The 18,415-nt window shown below is 48.1% G+C and carries 12 protein-coding genes; 7 read left to right on the top strand and 5 right to left on the bottom strand.

From position 1 onward, the window contains the following. Positions 1 to 44 precede the first annotated feature (44 nt). The 3 genes from Q5076_RS07215 to Q5076_RS07205 form a co-directional block, all read right to left on the bottom strand. Positions 45 to 3,122 carry a chondroitinase family polysaccharide lyase gene (locus Q5076_RS07215; protein ID WP_303012043.1) on the bottom strand — a complete coding sequence of 1,026 codons (3,078 nt, stop codon included), beginning with the start codon at positions 3,120 to 3,122 and terminating at the stop codon, positions 45 to 47. 36 nt (positions 3,123 to 3,158) lie between these two features. After that, positions 3,159 to 3,857 carry a DUF6250 domain-containing protein gene (locus tag Q5076_RS07210; protein ID WP_303012041.1) on the bottom strand — a complete coding sequence of 233 codons (699 nt, stop codon included), beginning with the start codon at positions 3,855 to 3,857 and terminating at the stop codon, positions 3,159 to 3,161. A 112-nt stretch (positions 3,858 to 3,969) separates the two neighbouring features. Beyond that, positions 3,970 to 5,349, bottom strand: coding sequence for an LruC domain-containing protein (locus Q5076_RS07205; RefSeq protein ID WP_303012077.1), 1,380 nt, complete (start codon positions 5,347 to 5,349; stop codon positions 3,970 to 3,972). 324 nt (positions 5,350 to 5,673) lie between these two features. Here Q5076_RS07205 and Q5076_RS07200 point away from each other — a divergent pair, with 324 nt between their 5' ends. The 5 genes from Q5076_RS07200 to Q5076_RS07180 are packed head-to-tail and all read left to right on the top strand — an operon-like array spanning position 5,674 to position 14,015. Further along, the gene (locus tag Q5076_RS07200; RefSeq protein WP_303012039.1) at positions 5,674 to 6,846 is read left to right on the top strand and encodes a HEAT repeat domain-containing protein; all 1,173 of its coding nucleotides are present in this window, start codon (positions 5,674 to 5,676) and stop codon (positions 6,844 to 6,846) included. Positions 6,847 to 6,851: 5 nt separating this feature from the next. Then, a complete protein-coding gene (locus Q5076_RS07195; RefSeq protein WP_303012038.1) occupies positions 6,852 to 8,333 on the top strand; it encodes a glycosyltransferase family 2 protein in 1,482 nt (493 codons plus the stop codon). Positions 8,334 to 8,374: 41 nt separating this feature from the next. Beyond that, positions 8,375 to 11,341: a hypothetical protein gene (locus tag Q5076_RS07190; protein WP_303012037.1), complete on the top strand. Its 2,967-nt coding sequence runs from the start codon at positions 8,375 to 8,377 to the stop codon at positions 11,339 to 11,341. Beyond that, the gene (locus tag Q5076_RS07185; RefSeq protein ID WP_303012036.1) at positions 11,316 to 13,469 is read left to right on the top strand and encodes a DUF4838 domain-containing protein; all 2,154 of its coding nucleotides are present in this window, start codon (positions 11,316 to 11,318) and stop codon (positions 13,467 to 13,469) included. The genes Q5076_RS07190 and Q5076_RS07185 overlap by 26 nt, the downstream gene beginning before the upstream one ends. 30 nt (positions 13,470 to 13,499) lie before the next feature. Next, on the top strand, positions 13,500 to 14,015 hold the full coding sequence (locus Q5076_RS07180; protein WP_303012034.1) for a DUF1573 domain-containing protein: 516 nt from the start codon (positions 13,500 to 13,502) through the stop codon (positions 14,013 to 14,015). A 64-nt stretch (positions 14,016 to 14,079) separates the two neighbouring features. On the opposite strand, the gene Q5076_RS07175 is transcribed toward Q5076_RS07180, so the two are convergent. Both Q5076_RS07175 and Q5076_RS07170 read right to left on the bottom strand, forming a co-directional pair. Continuing rightward, a complete protein-coding gene (locus Q5076_RS07175; RefSeq protein WP_303012075.1) occupies positions 14,080 to 14,634 on the bottom strand; it encodes a DUF4348 domain-containing protein in 555 nt (184 codons plus the stop codon). A gap of 76 nt (positions 14,635 to 14,710) precedes the next feature. Next, positions 14,711 to 16,009 (bottom strand): DUF2851 family protein, encoded by a 1,299-nt coding sequence (locus tag Q5076_RS07170; protein ID WP_303012033.1) that lies wholly within the window; start codon positions 16,007 to 16,009, stop codon positions 14,711 to 14,713. Between the two features lie 83 nt (positions 16,010 to 16,092). On the opposite strand from Q5076_RS07170, the gene dapB reads away from it, so the two are divergent. Together dapB and lepB are read left to right on the top strand one after the other, a co-directional pair. Then, positions 16,093 to 16,857, top strand: a complete 765-nt coding sequence (gene dapB / locus Q5076_RS07165) for a 4-hydroxy-tetrahydrodipicolinate reductase (RefSeq protein WP_303012031.1) — start codon at positions 16,093 to 16,095, stop codon at positions 16,855 to 16,857. Between the two features lie 23 nt (positions 16,858 to 16,880). Further along, positions 16,881 to 18,365: a signal peptidase I gene (gene lepB, locus Q5076_RS07160; RefSeq protein WP_303012030.1), complete on the top strand. Its 1,485-nt coding sequence runs from the start codon at positions 16,881 to 16,883 to the stop codon at positions 18,363 to 18,365. Positions 18,366 to 18,415 lie beyond the last annotated feature (50 nt).

Below are 18,415 nucleotides of genomic sequence, written 5' to 3'. Positions count from 1 at the left end.
GTAGTTCCAATAAGTGGAAACCGATACACCCCCGAAACACCCGGTTATTTCCTCCTTAGCTCCGTTTCAAAGCTGGCTCCGTCCTTGCAGGTGAAACGTATGACTGTCTGTTTTTTATCTGCCGAAAGCACTTTGCAGAAAGGCGTCTCCGCTACCTCCCAGCGTCCTTTCAACGTAACGGTCACCGGAATCTCGCCGCTCTCGTTATTAATCCACGGACGGGAATAGATGCTGCGTTCAATCCGTTTCCCGTCTTTATCGAAGGCTTCGTCGCTCGGACCGCGATACAATGCCAAATCCGGCTGCGCCACGGTCAGCAGCATTTTATCCGATGACTTCTCGCGAATCATCACCAGGCAGGAGGTATCCGTCCGTTGCAGCAATTCGCCGGGCAACACGGCCTGAGGGGTTTCAAAAAGCACGTAAGAATACACACGCTCGGCCGGCGAATGGACGATATGGGCGTCACGGTCTTGTTTCAACACTTCGTATGCAGGCTTTGCAGCGAAGGCTTTCATTGCGCTTTCAGTGGCCTGCGGCACAATCGCATATTCATAACTTCCTCCTTTAGGGGCTTTCCCATGTTCTACAACCAATGACACCCAGTCCCCTTTCGTTTCCTTGCCTGTGTCCTGCATACGGGAATATTGCGGAAAGTTCTTTTCAAACCTGGCGGTGACCGGTACGTAATATCCGGTTCCCAAATGGTCTATCCAGACATTCCCGCCACCTTGATAGCTTTTCCAGTAATCATGCGCCGCCTTGCCGTTCACGGCCAACTGAAAGACGGTGGTTTCCGTAGGGAATTCCGCATTGGCATTTTCAATGTCCGAACCCAGGCAAACAATCGTCCCTCCGATGAAATGGAAAGATTTACGCGCCCGGTGCGAGCCGTTATATTTATCGTGCTCATGCAGTTTCATACCGAAGTTTCCATTCTGTTTCTCCTGGGACAATCCGCCGGCGAAGGCTTCGTCGGAATAGAGCATTTCTTCCACGCCGGAGAAAGTATCTACATTCAGGACTCTGGCTTTCAACTGTTCCAGAGGAAGATGGATAGAGGTCACACCCGGAATACGGTTCCAGTCGAATCCTTCCTGTTGCCATCCGCTGGTGGCAGGAGTCACTATTTCGCCCGGTTTTGCCGTCAGAACCTGCAAGCTGCCGTGCGCCAGATAACGGCCGTAGAGATTATGTCCCAAATAATGTTCCGCCGCCCAAAGATAGCGCGAATGCCCGCGTGCCACGGCAGACCAGTTGCCACGCCGCTGTACGGATACGCATCCGTAGCCCAACGCCAGGTTGCCTTGCGGGTCCGGTTCGGGACGGAAACCGTTTTTCACCAGCAGCTTCGCGATTTTACGTTCCCGTGTGTTCGATACTTGGGGCATGTATTCCGGTTCCTGTTCCTTGACAGGTTCGTTCGAAACGAGACGCAGGTAAGCGGATGCCATTTCTTTATCAAAACCGTCCTTTCCATCGGGAGTTCCCGCAATCGCCATCATCGCATAATGCATGGGGACCAGTTTTCCCTTTCCATCGGGATGCCGTCCGGACATCGATAAAGGGAAGTTCAGTTTATTGCAGTAGAAACGCATGGCAAGCAATACTTCCTTCACTGTTTTATGCGCCAGCTCGGATACGGCAAACTCCGTATGGTTGAAAAGGTAAATCATGTTGGTCGCCCCGTCCAGCCCGCCGACGGCATAGGCGGGATAATTGTTGCGATGGTGGAAAGCGCCGCCGTCTGTCTTAAAAGAGCCTGCCAGTCCCGGAGCCGGGCGGCAGCCATAATCAATCCAGCGGGAAAAAGATTTCAGGTATTGGAGCTTTTCGGGAGTATCCTCCATCATCAGGATGCTTGCGATACGTCCGGCGGTCTGCGTATTGAAGGAATCCATGTCGATTCCGTTCCCTTCCGGTTTGGGATAGACTTCGTTCGTTATCGCATACCAGCGCAGGGTCTGCTCGGCCTCCTGCAATTTCCCGGCTTCACGCAACACGTCTTTCATCAGGAAATATGCCAGATATAACCCGCGGACACTGTATCCGTAATGGTGGATGTTGCCCCAACAACTGCCATACGCCACTCCCTGGTCTGTGATATGGTCGTACATAGCCAGGAATTTCCGTTTCATCTCTTCATGAATCTCCGGTTTCGCCTCACTGTTGTTATATGCGACGGCAATCCGTTTCATCAAATCAAAATATGCGCGCATCTCCACTCCCAGCTTGGTCAGCATGTCTTTGTCCCAGCCGGGGATGATTCGTTCATAGGCTTCGGAGGCGCGCACCATGTAGATAGGCACTCCCGATACTTGCCCGTTCTTATAGGTTATCCGGTAAAAATCATATTTCTTCCGGATGGTTTCCACTTCTTTATCCGTTATCTTGCCTTTCGTGTAATTCATATCGCGGAAACGCTTTTCCAACAGTTGCATTTCCTGTTTCTGCTTGTCCGTAACGGGAGTCAGCTCGATGTCCGGCTTCAAAAGAGAATGTTTGTAGACTACCAGCCAATGGTTGTTCGTGCCGGCATTGACAAAAGGCACTTGCAAATCGGCTGTCTGCTGGCGTGCATCGACTTTGGTGGCGGTAATCAAATGGTCGATGAAAAGGCGTCCTTTTGCATTCGGGGCGACAATGCGGAGTTCGTTCATCCCTTCTTCGGGCGTGCCTTGCATGTCGCGTTCATAACAGACCCATGCCGCACGCCAGCCTTTGAAATTGATGCGGAAGGGGAAAGAGGTGCATTTCCTGCCGTCTTTCAGAAATTCAAACTCAACGGCTGCATCCAGGGGTTCTTCATTATATACCCATACGATAAATGCCGAAAGATATAAATCCTTACCGGTGGGGTCTTTCTTTTCAAATTTCAGGTCTTTCTTCAACTGCAATACGGCTCCCGGATTAAAAGCCCATTCCATCGAAGATTTTCCGTCTTTATAGTGTATATCGGAAATGGACAGTTGGGATTGGGTGGCCGAAATACAGTCCGGAACCTGCGGTTCTTCAAAAGAGAACATCCGCTCGTCAGTCACTACTTGCGCACGGAGCAATGTAAAACACAAAAGGGATAGCAGCGTTATCGCTCCCCGTCTGGTAAAAGATTGTTTCATCATGGATTTTATTGTCTTATAGGTTTTATTGTCCAGTCATCAAAGTGTAACCGCCTTAAAATCGGTAAACAGTATATGGTTCTGCAAGAGGCGCAACCCAAAGTGCCCGTCGCCTCCGCCCCCGGCGGGAATCGCGTAACGGAACAGTTCCTCGCCGTCGACGGAATAAGTCGTTGCCCCTTTTTCCACACGAATCCGGATATGATACCAGCGGTTGGGGACCAGCAGGTGCGGGGCGTCCGTATATTCCCGAAGCAGGGGTTTTACTTTCCCGTCTTCTATCCCGTAATATTCTCCCCTGTACCGGCGGAAGCGAGTGGTAGTATTATCATTTCCCCCGTATCCAACGTAGAAAAGGTTTAATGTGTTGTAGTTTTTAAAGACGCCGTTGCGCCACCGGGAACGGGCAAAGAGGTTATCCGGATGCTCCGGGTCGTTGGCAGCCCAGAAACAGTTCAAGTCGCTCAGGCGGTCATACTTTCCTCCTTCCATCACCAGACAGGCACGGTAACTGATTTCATAGTCGCCTGTCAGGCGTTGCCGGTACCACATCGTCAGTCCGCCCGGCGTTATCAGCTCCAACGTGTCCGCCCGCTCTATCACTTGAAGGGCGCAGGACTCGTCTTCAATTTTCCACTGCTCCGCTAAGGGTTCTCTCTGCTGTGCCGACAGTATCCCGCCGTTCAAAAGAAAGAAGATAACCAGACCGCAGCTTATAGAATATAGTCTTGTCTTCATGATATTCGTACCAAAGATTTCATTGTCGGATACAAAGAAACCCCTCTTTTAGAAAAAAGAGGGGTTTAAATTGTACAAAATATCTCAAATTACGTATGAGCGGGATTTTGCATTACCAATTCCGCACTGTCTTTTCCGAATCACAATCCAGATACCATCCCGGATTGGAGGCTCCTTCCGTATTCACCCATTCTTCAAATCCGGGATATGCTTCTGAGAAGGAACACTTTTCGTAGACGTGTTTCGTGCCGGCGGGAACTTTGATTCCCCAAGTGTAGCCGTCTTTGTTGGAATAGGGGGCATCGACCTGGAGGTTTCCGTCTCCGGCAACGTGCTTATCGTATTCCGCCCGGTAAGAAGAGGTAGGCTCGTATCCTTTCATGTGTATTTCTTTACCGTTTGCCTTGATGAAGAAGTTCTGTTTCTTGGTATCCAGAATCAGCTCTCTGAAAGCGGCAAGCTGCTGTTCTCTTTCAGTTCCCGTCAGCCCTTCCTTGCCAATCAACCTGATTTCGGCGCGTAACATCGGTAATCCTTCGGTTATGTATCCTTTCGTTACCTGGAAAAAGACTTTCTGCGAACCGTCATTCTTATCATCGCTCAAAGAAGACAGGCCGTCCAACGTGATGACCGTACCTTCTTCCGGGGTCTTATCTACCGTCAATGCCGCATTGCGTTTGATGTCCGCAGCATCGTCGTCCCATCTCCACTCCGGAACCCGGACTTCTACCTTGGAGTCTGCAGAGAGTTCTTCCTTGGCTAAATCTCTCATCGTTCCCTGTCCGCCTTTCAATAAAAGACCGGCGGTAATCCGCTCGATGTACTTGCTATCCAAGTCTTCCAGCACAACGCCCAGGGCCGTGGGATACATGCCGCCTATCGCACGGATGTCCAAGGTCAGGAGCAGTTCTTCTTTACTTCCCTGAACTGCCATTTGTTCCGCACTCTGGCATTCGGTCACTTTCAAATCGTATTCGCAAACGACGTCGTTAAAATCTTCGTCATACCATGATTTCGGAGGAGTAGGCCAGCCGTCCTCAAACATGACGACTCCCGTATTATGGTAGAAAAGATAGCCTCCGTCTTCTTCGCTCGTCGGTTGCACCGCATCTTCGGGAAGCGACAAATCAACCGACGCCATGTAACTGGTTGCATAATCGAAACCGCCGGCCTGTTCTTTTCCGTCACGAACGACAGGAGACACGCTGAATTCTTTCATGGCTTCTCCGCCCGATACGGTATTGTATTTCATATATACCTTCTTGCAGGACACAGGTACGTTCAACATGAGGGTACGGGTATCTTTAACCAACACATCACCCGCCAGCAGGCTCTCTTCCGAACCGCTCTTATCGGAGTACACATTCACAAGCGAGGAAGCATTCACAGGCAAGCCCGCTCCTTCTGTTCCGTTCTCCAACTCTACGTCAGAGCAGGCAGTAGCAATCAACATCGTCCCCAGGAGGACATACATCAAACTTTTAATCTTCATCATTCTTCTTAATTTTTTAATTGTTTGTTTCTTGTTTCTCAATGAATTCATAACCTTTTGCACGTTTAAACCACGTTCATTTGTTAACTAATCAAAAATATATTAAACTTTCCATATTCCTTTCAACTGCTTCATTTCTTATTTCCCTCCTTTTCACCGAAAATAAATGCAAGTATCTGCCGCATAGCTGCTGAGGCTTCCATACTTGTATTGGATAATATATACAAGTTATTTCGTATATTTGCATAGAGCAGAACATTCAATACAACAAATGTAAGCCATTTGTTTTAAATATACAAGTTTTAACCCCATTATCTTGAGAGGATGAATCAAGTATTGTATGGCATAGATTATATAGAATATTATTTCTATTGGATATATTACAAGTTTATTGGCTATCCTTTAATTATCAGGATATGTTCAATTGTTGTAATGTTCTGTATCATTGCGTACATGTTCTTGTTGCTTCACATCATATACGGCATATTTAAAAGAAGAAAAGAAAAACGGAGATACAACAAGGCTTTCGATAAATATTATGAGGAGATGAAGGCCATCTCACTGGATGCCAATGCCATACCGGAAGAGGAGGTTGCCGAAAGATTGAAATACGACACCAAGAAACGTCCTAAGCCGAACGAGCTGCGCATCATTACCCAACTGCTGACAGAGATTAAGAGTATTCATGAGGATGAAATCAACGAGCTCAATTACCAGACGATACAGACCGTATTCCAGATAACCCGTTTCCTGGAACGCGAACTTCAGTTCGGCTCCAAAAGATTAAAAATCCGGGCGCTGAAACTGATTCAGTCCATCAACGGTTACGCTTCGGAAGCGGTGCTGGTACGTTTCCTGTATCACCGGGAAATCGAATTGAGAAACTCCGCGCGATATACTTATATGTGGTTGAGCCAGGGGAACCCGTTCCGTTTCTTCGATGAGGACATCGGCATGAAACTAAGGCAATGGGACATGATGGAGCTGCACGCCATCCTGGAACACCGGAAGAAAGTGGGATACAGCACTCCGAGCTTCATCAAATGGGTAAATACCTCGGCGGAAGAGAATGTGAAGATTTTCTTCATCAATGAAATCAGGCTGTACAACGAGACCGAAAGCGCTCCTATCCTGGCCAAACAAATCAATGCGCGCTCTACGGAAATCAGAGGGGAGGCCATAAAAACGTTAGGCAAGCTGAACTATAAAGAAATCGAGCCCAAACTGATTGAGATGTACAGCATACAACCGGAGGAGATAAAACGGAACATTATTTCGGCCGTTGCAGATTTGAAGACGGACAAGGCTTTGGGTTTTCTTTACAATGCATACGATGATGCGGACAACTGGGCGACTAAGCGCGCCATCCTTAAAGCCCTTTACGAGTATAGCCCCATGGGACGGAAAACATTCGATCAATTGGAGAGAAAAGCCGATTCTCATACAGCGATACTGTTCGCTCATACCAAACATCCGTTAATTAACCAGTTAAGTTAAGGAATATGAGAGATATAATTTTTACATTCTTCAATTATTTCGTATTCTTTTATACGAGCATGCTGGCGATATTCTTCATCTTGTTCGCTTTTCTCTCTTTCATATCATTGAAACGGAGAAAAGACTATTATGTGGAAAGCTATGTCCGGAAGACGATTAAAGAGTCTCCTTATACTCCCGGCATTTCGGTCATCGCTCCTGCCTATAACGAGGAGAAGACCATCATCGACAATGTGAACTCTATGCTCGCGCTGGAATATCCGCTGTTCGAGGTGATTATCGTAAATGACGGCAGCACCGACGATACCTTGCAAAAAATGGTGGAGCACTATGAACTGGTAGAAGTGCCTTATGCTTATATCGAACGAATCAAGACCCAGCCGTTCAGAAGGCTTCTGAAATCCACCAACCCGCAATACAGCCGCCTTATCGTTGTCGACAAGGAAAACGGAGGGACCAAAGCGGATGCGTCCAATGCCGGAATCAACGCATCTTCATATCCTTATTTTATCTGTACGGACGTGGACTGCATTCTGGAGAAGTATGCTCTTTACCGTTGCATCTCTCCTATCATATCGTCTGAGAAACAGGTAATCGCCGTGAGCGGGACCATGCTGATGGCTAACGGTTGCGTGGTAAAAGACGGCCAGATTGTCGATGTAAAGACGCCCCGCACTCCGATTCCGCTTTTTCAGAATCTGGAATACATGCGTTCGTACCTGATTGGGAAAATGGGATGGTCTGCAATTAACGGAATGCCGAATGTGTCCGGTGGATTCGGGCTTTTTGACCGTTCTGTCGCTATTGCCGCCGGAGGATACGACGCGACTTCTTTCGCAGAGGACATGGATTTGATTACCCGCATGGTGGGATATATGTGCGACTTCTCCCGCCCTTACAAGATTGTCCAGATTCCCGACACTTGTTGCTGGACGGAGGGCCCGCCCAACTTATTCATGCTTTACAGGCAACGTACACGCTGGGCGCGCGGTTTGTTCCAGACGCTCAGCATCCATCACAAGATGATTTTCAACAGGACTTACAAACAGATGGGGATGCTGACTTTACCTTATATGTTTATTTTTGAGTTTCTGGCGCCTATCATCGAGCTGACAGGTCTTATCGTATTCATTTATCTGGCTTTCACCGGCGCGGTCAACTGGAATACGGCTTGGATGATTTATCTGACAATCTATACGTTCTGCCAGTTTCTATCCATCGTCGTCATCACTTATGATTACTACGTAGGAATGCTTTATAAACGGGGATATGAATATTTATGGATTATCATCGCTTCCATACTGGAACCGATTTTCTACCATCCCATCATCACGTTCTGTTCTCTCAGAGGGTATTTCAGTTACCTGACTAAAAGAGACTTTAAATGGAAAAAGATGGAACGGGCGGGATTCAAGCAGGAGAAGAAAAAGAAGACCGCCGACGCGGACGGCCATCCTCCGGTAGAGTCCGAACCGGCAGCAGTCTGATTCGATAGATAATAGGAAAACAACGAAGACGAGATATAATAATGAACAGAGAATTTCTTCATAAGATTACCATACTGGGTTGTCTGCTTTTGTTAATCACCTCCTCCATAGGTACCGACAAAGGATTCCAGACACCGGAACAGTATGCCCAAATCGTACAGGAGCATTTCGCCAATGAAGAGTGGGAGGCGGGGAAAGCGTTGCTGGATGAAGGTTTGAAGAAATATCCGGATGTCTCCGATTTGGAATGGCTGATGGGGAAATACTGGTTTCACGGGAAAGACTATGACCGGTCTCGTTACCATCTTGTCAAGGCCATTGAAGACAATTACAATAATGTCAACGCCAAGCGTTTATTGGTGGATGTGGAAGACATTACCGGAAACTACTCCAGCGCAATCTGTTACGTAAACGAGCTTCTGGAGGTGAATCCTTATTGGAGGGGATTGTGGCGGAGGAAAATCGAGTTATACCGCAAACAGAACAACGACGTGGAGGCAGACCGGCTGCTGAAACGAATCAACCAGATTTATCCGAACGATACGGTTTTAAGAAAAGACTATATCTACAGTATGGAGGTAGGTTACCGGCAACTGAAGAAAGGGGGGAACCGGAAAGAGGCTATCGAGAAACTGACGGAGCTAATCAAAGCTTCACCGGAAAATGAATCTTATTACCTGGACATCATCAACCTGTATTTGCAGGAGGGGAACCGGGAAGCGGCCTTGGGCTGGTCTTCCAACGGGCTGGCGGCAATCCCCGGAAGTACTGCTCTCACGATTAAAAGGGCCAGTATCCTCGGCGAACTGGCACGTTATCCGGAGGCACTGGCATTTATACGCGACCGCATGAGAAGGAACAACAGCCCTGCCATACGACGGGTATATAACAACCTGCTGATGGAGGCCGCCCGGTCGGAAAAACAGCGGGACCCTTACGTGCTGTACGGCATGGCTTATGAAGGAGGCAGCAAGAATAAGGAAGCGCTGGATTATCTGCTGAACACTTCCGTCACCAGAGGATATACGGATGATGCGCTTTTCTACATCAGGGAGGCTAAAAAGCAGTACGGCAATACGGACAAAGGCATCCTTTACAAGGAATACATGCTGTACCGGCAAATGAATGAGGAAGACCTCGCTTATGCGACTCTGAAAAGGATGTACGAAATGTATCCCGATGATTATGACATTACATTAGCCATGACTACGCTGCATATGAAGAAGGCGGATAAGTTAATGGAACTCGGGCTGTACTCCGAAGCGTTGCCGCATCTATCATTCGTAACGCAGAAACGTATTGACAACGAGATAAACGGGGCGGCATGGGAAAAAACCTTAAACTGTTATATCCAGATGAAGCGTTATAATGAAGCGCTCGCAACGCTGGATACCATCACGCTCCACTTCCCGGATTATGAAAACGGCACGTTGAAAAGGGCGTTTATCCTCGATAAAACGGATAAAACCGAAGAAGCCTTGCAGCTTTACTTGTCTGCCATCGAACAGAGTGACGAGGATATGCGTATCTTCTACGTGATTGGTTATGAAGAACTGGCGACACCTTACATCAAGAAGTGTATGGAAGCGGGAGCCACCCAAAAGGCATACGAGGAGGCGGTCAAGCTGGTCAGCCTCAATCCGTCGAGCGATCTCGGATTACGATACGCCATCAATGCGGCGGGTTTGCTGGGAAAGTTCGATGAATTCGAGAAATATACAGAGCAAGGTCTCGATTATTACCCGGAAGAGCCGTTTTACCAGGCGAAGAAGGCAACCGTTTTCGAGCGTGACAAGAGGTATGAGGCTTCTCTGGAATTCTTGAAGCCGATACTTGAAAAATATCCGAGCAACAAAGAAATCATCGGGGCATTTTCACAAAGCAGCGAATACCGTGCCTTGCAGTTAGCCAAAGAGAAAGAACCGGAAGAGGCTCTTGCCGTGCTTGACACGGCTCTGCTTTACGACAGCCAGAACAAATCGCTGAAATACACCAAAGGAGTGGTATATGAAGCTGACAGGCAAGCGGATTCCGCTTATTACTACCAGAAGTTTTACGAGCCTTCAATCATGGAGTACCGTCCTTTCCAACGGCATCTGGCAGGCCTGAGGAGCATGATGCTCAAGAATGAGATAGCATTGAGCTATCTGCGCGCCCGGTATGGTGAGGAAGATATCATCACTTCTGTCGCAACTGCGGAATATACTCGGAAAAACCGGAAGAACACATATACCGGACGCCTCAACTATGCAGGACGAAGCGGTTCGGCAGAAGGAAGCATGGAGGCGGAAGAGCAAACGCCGGGAGGTGTCGGCATCCAGGTGCAAGGGGAATGGACGCATCATTTCTCATCCAAATGGAGCAGTACGGTCAACGCTGCCCTGGCTACCAAATATTTCCCTGACATTACGGCGAACGTTTCGTTAAGACATTATATGAAAAACGACTGGGAACTGGAAATACATGCGGGCTACAGGCGCGTATCGGCATACGACAAGCGTTATGAATGGGACAATGAAGCGTTTACAGGCAGTGAAGGCGAGAACGGATTCGTATTTACCGGATGGGATGAATCGAAAACCAATCTGTTCACAGCCGGCGGAGAAGTGGCCAAGACTATCGAAACGGTACGCCTCAACACAAAGCTGGACTTGCATTTCTTCAATTCCAACTTCTACTACAACGCTCAAATCGGCGCCAAATATTTCCCGGCAAGCGACGGGAAAACGAATATCAACGCAATGGCAAGCATCGGTTCCGCGCCGGAAACCGCCGTACTGGACTATGCATTGCCCGGCTCGTTCTCTCATACCAACACGATGGTAGGAATCGGAGGGCAATATATGCTCAACCCGAACATTACGATAGGTCTGACGGGAACATGGAACACTTACTATAACCAGACAAATACCGTAAGGGGCACTCATCCGTCGGAACGAATCGAGAGTGTTTCGACACGTTATAAAAATCTATATAATATCTATGCACAAATCTATATCTCATTCTGACGGGTTTTGCCTCCTATTGGCAGGAATGATATGTATTTGCTGCCTTTCGGCCGGTTGCCGCATGCAGGCGCGCACAGAGCTGTTTCCTTCCAAAGAGGGTTATCTCGTCACTATCGGCGAAGCTCCGACCGAAAAAGATACCCGGTGGGCGAAATATCTATACGGACATCTCAAGAAGCGGGCCAAGGACGACGAGACTGTCGCTTTCGGGGTTTCCGAGAAAGAGATGTGGCGCATTGTCGTGCGGATAGACCCGGCAATGCAGGACGGTTTCAAAATCGCCTGCAAAGGGGCGGACATACGATTAACGGCCTCAGACAGCAGGCAGATGTTGTGGTTACAATATCAACTGATGAAAAACATCAGCAAGGAAGACCCGCGCATAGACGGTTCCGACCTTCCTCCCGCCCTCATCAACTTGAAAGATACTTGCGGTTCTTTTGCCTTCGACTATCAGAGTATTTACTCTCCGACCGGCCTGAATGCCGATTATACCGGGGTGATGGGATTGGATAATTTCGACGACAGTTGGGGAATATGGGGTCATAACCTGCGGAAGGCATTAGGGGAGAACACGAAAAAAGCATACGCCGTCATCAACGGGAAAACAGATGAATCGCAGCTTTGTTTCTCATCGGAAGAGATGTACCGGCTTATTGAAAGCCATATCATGGACAATTTCGGTGAAAAGGGGCGTTTTCGCTTTGTAATCGCACCGGAAGATACTCCATACGCTTGTACGTGCCCTTCCTGCACCGCAATAGGGAATACCGCGAAAAACGCGACACCGGCCGTTACCGGGTTAATCGCCCGTTTATCCCGCCGGTTTCCCGGACATTTCTTTTTCACGACTTCTTATCTGACTACGCAGCAGGTCGCGGACAAGCAATTGCCTCCCAACGCCGGGGTTATTGTCAGCGCAATGGAGCTTCCTCTCTGCCGGCTCAATGACAAAGATGCGAAGGTTAAAAAGTTTGTCCGCCAATTGGACCAATGGAAAAAGGTTACGAACAATATCTATATCTGGGATTACATCAATAACTTCGATGATTATCTCACTCCTTTCCCCATATTGAAAATAGCGCAACAAAGGCTTCAGCTTTTCAAAAGGCACGGAGTCAGCGGCATTTTCTTCAACGGAAGCGGATACAGTTATTCTTCGTTCGAGGAGATGAAGACTTTCGTATTATCGGCGCTTCTGATTAATCCGGCGCTCTCCGTCGACGACCTGGCGCGCCGTTTCTTCAATCAGGAATATCCCGTATCCAAGAAATGGCTGTATGGTTATTACAAGGATTTGGAGGATAACGCCCAATCCGGGAAACGTCTCGGTATGTACGCCGGCATACGTGAAGCCGAGAAATCATTTCTCAAGCCCGGCGGATTCATTAAATTCTACGATGAAATGGAGGGTTTCATAGCCGGGAGCAAAGGACGGGAACGTAAAAGGCTTCATGAGCTACAGACTGCCCTGTCTTTCACACGCCTGGAATTGGGACGTGAACACGGTTTCGACGTTTACGGATATGCGACACGGAACGGAATGGCTCTCCGGCCTGTTCCGCAAGCGCAGGAATGGCTGGCCCGGCTGAAAGAGCACAAGGCTTTTGCCGGAATGAGGTATTATAACGAATCCGATAATGAAATAGACGGTTACATAAAGGAATGGGAACAACACATACTTGCTTCCGGCTTGAAGAAGAATTTATTCCTCGGCCTCACTCCTTCAATCGTTCCGCAAACTTATAAAAGCCAGATAAAGAAACTGACTGACGGCACGCACGGTTTACCGGCAGATTATCATTGCGGCTGGGTTATCATTCCGGAAAAAGAATGTACGATTAGCTTGCCTGTAGAAGGGATAAAGGCTTCCGGGAGCATTTGCATCAGCTTCCTAAGCCTCGCCAGGCACCGTTTTTATCCTCCTGAGAAAATAGAGCTGCTAAAAGACGGGGTGATTTACAAGAAAGTCAAACCCGCTTCCGGGACGTCTCCGGAAAAGGGGGAAATCATCCAAACGAATATCCCGGTCAATCTGGAGGGGACGGAACGAATCAGCATCAGAATCACTCGTCCGGCCAAACCCGGAGCGCAAACCGGTATAGATGAAATCGCATTCATTCCCTAATCTGACATCACATTAAATATATAGGAAACCATGAACAAGTTTATACTTTATACTCTCCTGCTGGTTGCATTTCCTTTCTATTTTACAGGATGTAAAAAAGAAGTACGCCCTACGACTATGGCTATCAAAGATTCGGTGAGGCATTATTATCCTATCAAACAAGGGCAACAACTGGATATCATGTTCACTGTTACGAATACGGGAGACGCTCCGCTAATTATCTCGGAGATGCAACCCTCCTGCGGCTGCATCATACTGGACAAGAGTTCGCATATCATCATACCGGAAGACGGAATCAGGCAGTTTAAAGCCACTTACAACAGTATCAAGAATGTAGGTGAGGTTATTCATCGTATCCGCATTTTCGGAAATATGCTTCCGCACGGAAAAGCTGAGTTGAAATTCGACGTCAACGTAGTCCCCGACGCCGATTATACCCGTGATTATGAGGAGCTGTTCCAGGAATTCAATGCTAAGAACGGCATCATCAGGGAAATAGTGGATGGAAAAGAATCCGAACTGGGATATTATGTGGGAACTCCGTAACTCACCGCCCCCGCGGCTTCGATTCGCGGCGTGCCGTTTTATGTCCCGCCGCTTTATTACCTGTTCAGGGATGGAGTTCTTTAAAAGCGGCATTTTCTTCCGCTACCAGACGGACGGTCTGCTCCAACTCATCCGCAGGCAAATCGAAACCGTACCATGCCGTATAACAGTCTACGACATACCATTTCCCGTCGGACGCCAATTCAAATTCAACCCGCAAATCCATCTCCGATTCTTCATAACCTGCCTCAAAGACTTTATGCTTCGGCCCGTCGAGTGTAAATCCGGATATGTAAACTCCTCCTTCTTCCCGTTCTATCCGTTCTTCTTTCAGGGTCTCGCCATCCAGCAACGGCCATTTTTCTTTCGTAAAAGGAAATGTCTTTTCTGTCTCCCCGTCATCCGCCAATAAAACAATCGGGGTTTTCAACGGAAACCTGACGCGGGTATATTGGAAAGCCGCACTGGAAGTAAACTTTTCAAGAAACGACTTGAAATCTTCGCCGGATTGCACAACCGCCCCACCGCCGGCTTCCGAACCGTTGCCGTAAGAGACAAATGAGGCCGCAGCCAGCAACATAGCGGCAAACAAACAGCAGACAAACTTTTTAGTCTTTATCATACCCTATAAATTTGAAATTGGATTGACAGCCGCAAAGATAATGACAAGTCCGGTATCTTCATCATTTTCCCGGTTAATTCTTCACCCGGCTGTCCGTTCTCATATATTCATATCCGAAGCGGCAATACAGGCACTTCCGCTTGTCGCAATATTCTTTCTGCAATTGTATCAATGCCTGGCTGTCTGCCGCATTTGCCACCGGCAGTCCGATATCGCTCCATGAACGAATGATGCGGTTGTCCTCCGCTTTCAGTTCTTCCAGGAAACGGCCGGCGCGTCCGCACATTCTTTCATTGGCCTTATGCAAACCGTAGGCGTATAAAAAGGGAACAACCGTATTGATTATAATCAGGTCTTTCGAGCGTTCTCCCAGCGTTTTTTCCTTTTTCCGGGAAACATGCCCGAACGTATAATGATTTTCCCAATAAAAAGAGGTGCGGGCAGAGAGCATGTTTCTCACTTCCGGCAATGTTTCCGCCTCCATCAAACGGGAGAACAACTTATCTCCGTTTTGATAATAATAAGCCAGTTGGGCCAGACGGACATGAGGGTAATTATCGGGACGCAACCGGAGGAAACGCCAGAGGGAGGCGTCCATCTTTCGGGAAATTTCAAACTTCCGCTGCAAGTAACGGAATTCCTTGCGAAGGCGAAGGCTATATTCGTCTTCTTGTTCTTGCTCCAGGAACGTTTCTTCAAGCAGCCCCGACAGACCGTAGAAAAAGGCTTCTATCTGGAACAAGTCGTCCCGATGCTTGTCCAATGCGCGAAACGGTAACTGTTCCGCCCATTTCTCAAAGGCATTTCCATTCAGGCCGAAACCGTAATTACGCGCCAAGGTGATGAAGAAGGCATCTTCCCAGTTATTATCGCAACGCTCAAGACGGGCATGTATCAATGCGGCTTTTTGTTCCAGCCGTTCCGCCTGTAATGCGCTCATCCATGAATGAACCGCCAGTCCGGACAAAGAACTGAAAATAGAATGGCAAGCCGGATAACGGGTTGAGAAACAGAGTTCGCGATAACGCACTTCTATCTCTCCGGAATAGGGTAATACCATCTGCGGGACGGACTCTTCATCCGTACGGGGCACTTCCCCGTCCGCCTCCCCCACCACACACAGAATCACGGAACCATAGGCTCTGTCACCATGATGTCCACGACATAACCTGTCCGAAGAACGGGCATGTATTTCCACATCTCCTACCCGCAACATGCCGTCGATTCTTAACCGGGCATTGAAGAAGTCCGGTCCTGAACCTGAATTCCGAAGACCGGTATCAATCACCTCTACCGGTAGACCTTCTGTGGTTTGCAGCGCTCTTAGGGGAAATAATTTGTGTTTCCACACGTAATGGAGAAGATGTTCCATGTTAACAAGACGTTAATGTGCGCTGCAAATGTAATAAAAATCTTATCTTTGCGACTATTATTTTGAATATAAGTCAGAAAACAATGAAAATAGCACTGATAGGTTACGGAAAAATGGGCAAGGAAATAGAGAAGGTCGCCCGCAGCCGCGGACATGAGATTGTCTGCATCATCGACATCAATAATCAGGAAGACTTCGAATCGGAAGCGTTCAAATCGGCTGACGTAGCCATTGAATTTACCAATCCGACGGTAGCTTACAACAACTATATGAAAGCATTTAAAGCCGGCGTCAAGGTCGTATCCGGCAGTACCGGCTGGATGGCCGAACACGGCGAAGAAATCAGGAAGTTATGTACGGAAGGAGGAAAAACCCTTTTCTGGTCGTCCAATTTCAGTCTCGGAGTGGCTATTTTTTCCGCCGTAAACAAGTATCTGGCTAAAATCATGAACCGGTTTCCGGATTATGATGTCACAATGAGCGAGACGCACCATATCCATAAGCTGGATGCTCCCAGCGGTACGGCCATTACGCTGGCGGAAGGCATTTTAGAAAATATGGACCGTAAAACCAAATGGGTGAAGGGGACTTATCTCGCACCGGACGGGACAGTCAGCGGAACAACGGCCTGCGCTCCCGGCGAACTCCCTGTCAGCTCTATCCGCGAAGGTGAGGTTTTCGGTATCCATACCGTCCGCTATGAGTCCGAAGTAGACACTATCTCAATCACTCATGATGCCAAGAACCGGGGCGGTTTCGTATTGGGGGCCGTACTGGCAGCCGAATACACTGTCCGGCACGAAGGTTTCCTGGGGATGAACAATCTATTCCCTTTTCTAAATGAATAAAGGTTTTAAATAAATTTACCGTTATGAGACAAGCCACGCGCACACAATGGATAAAATGTACCATTGCCATTCTCCTCTATCTTGCTTTCCTGATTTGGGTACGAAGCTGGTGGGGATTAATCGTCATACCTTTCATTTTCGATATTTACATCACGAAGAAGATACCCTGGTCGTTTTGGAAGAAGTCTAAAAACCCTGCGGTACGCAGCGTGATGAGCTGGATAGATGCCATTATTTTCGCATTAGTGGCTGTCTATTTTGTCAATATCTATATTTTCCAGAACTATCAGATTCCTTCTTCTTCCCTGGAAAAATCACTGCTGGTAGGCGATTTCCTGTATGTAAGCAAGATGAGCTACGGTCCCCGCGTGCCGAATACGCCGCTTTCCATGCCATTGGCACAGCATACCTTACCTGTTCTGGGAACAAAGTCATACATCGAATGGCCGCAATGGAAATATAAAAGGGTTCCGGGTTTCGGCAAAGTGAAATTGAATGACATTGTGGTATTCAACTTCCCGGCGGGCGATACGGTGGCAGTAAATTACCAACAGACTACGGACTTTTATACGCTGGCTTACGGTGAAGGGCAACGTATCTATTCCAAACAGATAGATATGGACAGCCTGACACGCGAACAACAACGCGCCGTCTACGACTTATATTATGCTGCCGGACGCAGACAAATCCTAAATAACCCGCGCACTTACGGAGAAGTCCTCTGGCGTCCGGTAGACCGCCGGGAGAATTACGTAAAACGTTGCGTAGGACTTCCGGGAGACACGCTCCAAATCGTAAACGGGCAGGTAATGATTGACGGCAAAGCCATTCAGAACCCGGAGAACCTGCAATTTAACTATTTCGTACAAACTACCGGCCCGTATATTCCGGAAGACATGTTCCGTGAACTGGGCATCAGCAAAGCCGACCAGATGTTGATTGAGGATTCCGGTTGGGAAAGCGGATTATTGGAAATGGGACTGGACAGCCGAAACGCGCAGGGAAGGCTGAATCCGGTGTACCATCTTCCGTTAACAAAAAAAATGTACGACACTTTGAATGGCAACAAGAAGTTAATCAGCAAAATCATCATGGAACCGGAAGATTATGCCGGGCAGATGTACCCGCTGAATCTTTACACCAAGTGGAACCGCAATAATTACGGCCCGATTTGGATTCCTGCCAAAGGTTCTACCGTCACTCTTACCGAAGATAACCTGCCCATCTATGAACGTTGTATCGTGGCATACGAGGGTAACCGGCTGGAAATGAAGCCGGACGGTATCTATATCAACGGAGAAAAGACCGACCGATATACTTTTAAAATGGATTATTACTGGATGATGGGTGACAACCGCCACAATTCCGCCGATTCCCGTTATTGGGGGTTTGTTCCGGAAGACCATGTGGTGGGCAAACCGATTGTTGTCTGGCTGTCACTGGATAAGGACCGGGGATGGTTTGACGGCAGAATCCGCTGGAACCGCCTCTTCAAATGGGTGGACTGACAAGAATACCGTTACCGGCACTGATGAAGACGATAAGGTGATAAAGATTG

Origin of the sequence: uncultured Bacteroides sp. (genome assembly GCF_958445495.1) — a bacterium.
GTDB lineage: Bacteria > Bacteroidota > Bacteroidia > Bacteroidales > Bacteroidaceae > Bacteroides.
Note: the sequence above shows the minus strand (reverse complement) of the source record. Positions and strands in the feature narration are given on the sequence as shown.

Coding starts and splice junctions, on each gene's coding strand:
- Q5076_RS07215 (WP_303012043.1), bottom strand. CDS start 3,122: ATGATGAAACAATCTTTTACCAGACGGGGAGCGATAACGCTGCTATCC.
- Q5076_RS07210 (WP_303012041.1), bottom strand. CDS start 3,857: ATGAAGACAAGACTATATTCTATAAGCTGCGGTCTGGTTATCTTCTTT.
- Q5076_RS07205 (WP_303012077.1), bottom strand. CDS start 5,349: ATGAAGATTAAAAGTTTGATGTATGTCCTCCTGGGGACGATGTTGATT.
- Q5076_RS07200 (WP_303012039.1), top strand. CDS start 5,674: ATGAATCAAGTATTGTATGGCATAGATTATATAGAATATTATTTCTAT.
- Q5076_RS07195 (WP_303012038.1), top strand. CDS start 6,852: ATGAGAGATATAATTTTTACATTCTTCAATTATTTCGTATTCTTTTAT.
- Q5076_RS07190 (WP_303012037.1), top strand. CDS start 8,375: ATGAACAGAGAATTTCTTCATAAGATTACCATACTGGGTTGTCTGCTT.
- Q5076_RS07185 (WP_303012036.1), top strand. CDS start 11,316: ATGCACAAATCTATATCTCATTCTGACGGGTTTTGCCTCCTATTGGCA.
- Q5076_RS07180 (WP_303012034.1), top strand. CDS start 13,500: ATGAACAAGTTTATACTTTATACTCTCCTGCTGGTTGCATTTCCTTTC.
- Q5076_RS07170 (WP_303012033.1), bottom strand. CDS start 16,009: ATGGAACATCTTCTCCATTACGTGTGGAAACACAAATTATTTCCCCTA.
- dapB (WP_303012031.1), top strand. CDS start 16,093: ATGAAAATAGCACTGATAGGTTACGGAAAAATGGGCAAGGAAATAGAG.
- lepB (WP_303012030.1), top strand. CDS start 16,881: ATGAGACAAGCCACGCGCACACAATGGATAAAATGTACCATTGCCATT.